The 3,269-nt window shown below is 46.3% G+C and carries 3 protein-coding genes; 1 reads left to right on the top strand and 2 read right to left on the bottom strand.

Annotated features, from left to right (window positions below; genetic code table 11):
• Window positions 1-259: 259 nt before the first annotated feature.
• Both QUB11_RS30985 and QUB11_RS30980 read right to left on the bottom strand, forming a co-directional pair.
• Entirely contained in the window at window positions 260-1,363 is a 1,104-nt protein-coding gene (locus QUB11_RS30985; protein WP_333204635.1) for a site-2 protease family protein, read from the bottom strand.
• Between the two features lie 251 nt (window positions 1,364-1,614).
• Window positions 1,615-1,779: a hypothetical protein gene (locus QUB11_RS30980; RefSeq protein ID WP_333392547.1), complete on the bottom strand. Its 165-nt coding sequence runs from the start codon at window positions 1,777-1,779 to the stop codon at window positions 1,615-1,617.
• A gap of 216 nt (window positions 1,780-1,995) precedes the next feature.
• On the opposite strand from QUB11_RS30980, the gene QUB11_RS30975 reads away from it, so the two are divergent.
• Window positions 1,996-3,072: a DUF3616 domain-containing protein gene (locus QUB11_RS30975; RefSeq protein WP_333204629.1), complete on the top strand. Its 1,077-nt coding sequence runs from the start codon at window positions 1,996-1,998 to the stop codon at window positions 3,070-3,072.
• The last annotated feature ends 197 nt before the right edge of the window (window positions 3,073-3,269 follow it).

Genomic DNA, 3,269 nt, shown 5'->3' with positions numbered 1-3,269 from the left:
CTTCCACTCTTGAAAGTGGGACGGGCGGGACGCCCATCCCACAATAACAATTAAATTTGTAAGTTATTTAATTCGCGATCCTTAGTCAGTCCTGGACTCAAGAACATACCTCAAAAAATATTTAAATATTGTGACAGTTTCGTCCCGGACTATTTGTGTTTGACTTTACTTTTTTGAGGCTAGAGTTAACCCCCCCGATCGCCCTTTTGGTAAGGGAAATCGAGGGGGTTAACTGTTATTTGTCAAGTATCTGAGGATATTAAGCAGGGTTCGCTTCGGCTCGTCTTTGTAGCAGGCGGGCAATTTCAGCTTTTTCTACAAGTCCGACAAGGACACCATTTTCGCGAATGACGGGTAGTTCTTGTACTTTTAGCTGTTCCAGAAGGGTGACGACTTCGAGGAGGGATAATTCGGGTTTGACGGTTGTGGAAAATTCGATCGGCTTCAGGAGTTCTTTCACTAAAACTTCGGGCCAGCGTCCGGTAGGAATGGTTTTGAGGTCATCAAGGTCGATCGCCCCTACCAATTGTCCGGCATCATCTGTTGCCAGGAACCTGCGCCAGGTTTGAGTGCTACCGATCACGTAGTTGTTGGCAAATTCTCTGAGGGACAAGTCTTGGGAGACGATCGGGCTTTCGGGAGTCACAGCATCTGCGGCTGTCAAACCTGCCAGTTGATTTTGGACTGTGGCATATTGTGCCGATTGACCGGCATTTTGCAGTAAGAACCAACCGATTACTAGATTCCAAATATTGCCGAATACGCCTGTAGCAATGGCAATCCAACCAATTATTTGACCGACGCGGCTAGCAAAAATTACACCTTTGTAAGGGTTGCCAGTAATTTTCCAGACAATTGCTTTGAGGATGTTGCCGCCGTCGAGGGGCAAACCGGGAATTAAGTTAAATAAGGCTAAAACTAAGTTGATCGAAGCTAAAAGTCCGACGATGGCGCCTGCGGGGCCTGTGAGACCAGCACCGATGCCGATCGCTGTTAACAAACCGGATAAAAATAAGCTAACCAACGGGCCTGCAATTGCTACCCAAAATGCTTCGGCTGGGGTTTTGGATTCTCTTTCTAAATTAGCCAGTCCGCCAAACAGAAATAGCGAAATCGATTTCACGCCAATTCCCTGTTTAATGGCTACCCAACTGTGTCCTAATTCGTGGGCTAAGACGGAAGCAAATAACAGTAAGGCTGTGAATAATCCCAGCATCCAGGGCGCTACGGGGCCCAATGTGGGAAACAGGGCAGCTAGTGCGCCGCCGTACTGCCAGGTTACTAAACCCAGAACTAAAAACCAAGATGCGTTGACAAAGAAGGGAATCCCAAACAGGTTGCCGACGCGAAATGTACCGTTCATAATGGCTACCTCTGATTTTACGAAGGAGAGGTTTTTCTCTCTGTCTCCTTATCGTAACGAAAGGTAACGACGATGTTAATGCTTCCATTAGGGTGTTATCCGTCTGTGGAGGTTCGGTTTGCGGAATAATTACCGCCGGCTGCGGTTTGGCCCGCTAGGGGTTAAAAATCCTTATCTCAAAACGGAAGTTCTTGGTATGAGGCTTGAGGAGGATATCTGTTTTAGTTGTCTGTTTTAATTTTCAGCCGGTTTTAACTCAAATCTTGCACCTCTGTCATGAACAGGCAAGATGCCTGTTCCACGACAGATGGATTTTCTTTTTGCACCTCTGTCATGAACAGGCAAGATGCCTGTTCCACAACAGATGGATTTTCTTTTTGCACCTCTGTCATGAACAGGCAAGATGCCTGTTCCACAAAAATTAAATTTTCTTGTGGGGAGTAGGGGTTGGGCTTCTAGCCCGCCCATAAAAGCTTTATTGAGAATGGTGCAACATCTCAGTTTTAACCGAATGCAAGCTTTGAGACGGGGAATTAATTCCCGGCGGACTATTACACCTGTGGCAATATCTCAGTTTCAAGCAGGTTTAGCTATAATGACTTACCCTAAGAATAGTTTTAGTGCTAATAATTATGCCAGAATCTTTTTTGCTCGGTCGGCTGCTGCTGCAATTCAACAGCGAAGCCGCTGATATTATTACAGACTTATCCGCTGTTGCTTTAACTCCCGATGGCAATTTGTGGGTGGGTTCCGATGAAACGACTTCCCTCGAGCGTTTGTCGCCTGTCGCGCCTCATATTTTTGGAGAACATCAAAGATTTGCGATCGCAGATTTTATCGATCTACCTGGAAAATGCGAAATCGATATCGAAGGAATGGATTTCAGCAGGGATTATCTTTGGTTGGTCGGTTCTCACAGCACAAAACGCAAGAAAGCTAAAGGCAAAGACGCAGACAAAGACATTGAAAGATTAGCACAAATCGAGACTGAGGTCAACCGCTATTTGCTGGCGCGGATTCCTATGAAAGACGGGATTTTGTGCGAGTCAATTTCCCATTCAGACAATCCTGAAACCAAACTGAAAGCGGGATGTCTTCAGCGGACAAAAACGGGGAATTTGCTGACAGACGCGCTCAAAGATGACAGCCACCTCGGCTTGTATTTATCTGTGCCGATTCCGAGTAAAGAAAATGGCTTTGATATTGAAGGGTTGGCTGTGCGGGGCGATCGCATTTTGCTCGGTTTGCGGGGGCCGGTGCTGCGGGGCTGGGCGATAATTTTAGAAATAGAAGTTGAAGAGGCCCAAGCGGGAGTTTTAAGGCTTAAGGAAATTGGGAAAGGAGGGAAATTGTACAACAAACATTTTGTTGATTTGAACGGTTTGGGCGTGCGAGAATTGTGCTGGGACGGAAAAGATTTGATTGTTTTAGCCGGGCCGACGATGACTTTATCTGGGGCGACGAGGGTTTTTCGGTTGAAGGGGATTTTAGGGCGATCGGGCGACAGTATTACTGGGCAAGATGGGGGAGATTTGGAGGTATTGTTTGACTTGCCTTTTAAGGTTGGTACGGACAATGCTGAGGGATTGAGCCTGTTTCCATATTTGGACGGGCAGAATTCGCTGTTAGTGGTTTACGATTCGCCGGATGCGGGGAGAATGGTTGAGGAAAATGGTATTCTTGCTGATGTTTTTAAGCTGGGTTTGTAGTAGTAGGGTGCGTCAGAACGGGAAATATTTGGGAGAATTAATCAGCCATAAACTGACGCACCATGCGATGTGTAAAGGTGCGTCAGATGGGATTTTTCCGATAATTAATTAAACATTAACTGACGCACCCTACAAACTGGTTTAGGAATGAGAATTAAATAACTTCCACTCGGGAAAGTGGGATGGGCGTCCCGCCC

This window comes from Microcoleus sp. B6-A1 (assembly GCF_036705085.1).
Classification (GTDB): domain Bacteria; phylum Cyanobacteriota; class Cyanobacteriia; order Cyanobacteriales; family Microcoleaceae; genus Microcoleus.
The sequence above is the reverse complement of the archived record's forward strand: the minus strand, read 5'-3'. Positions and strand labels throughout refer to the sequence as shown.

Excerpts from the sequence above, each read along its gene's own strand:
- QUB11_RS30985 (WP_333204635.1), bottom strand. The coding sequence starts at position 1,363 with ATGAACGGTACATTTCGCGTCGGCAACCTGTTTGGGATTCCCTTCTTT.
- QUB11_RS30975 (WP_333204629.1), top strand. The coding sequence starts at position 1,996 with ATGCCAGAATCTTTTTTGCTCGGTCGGCTGCTGCTGCAATTCAACAGC.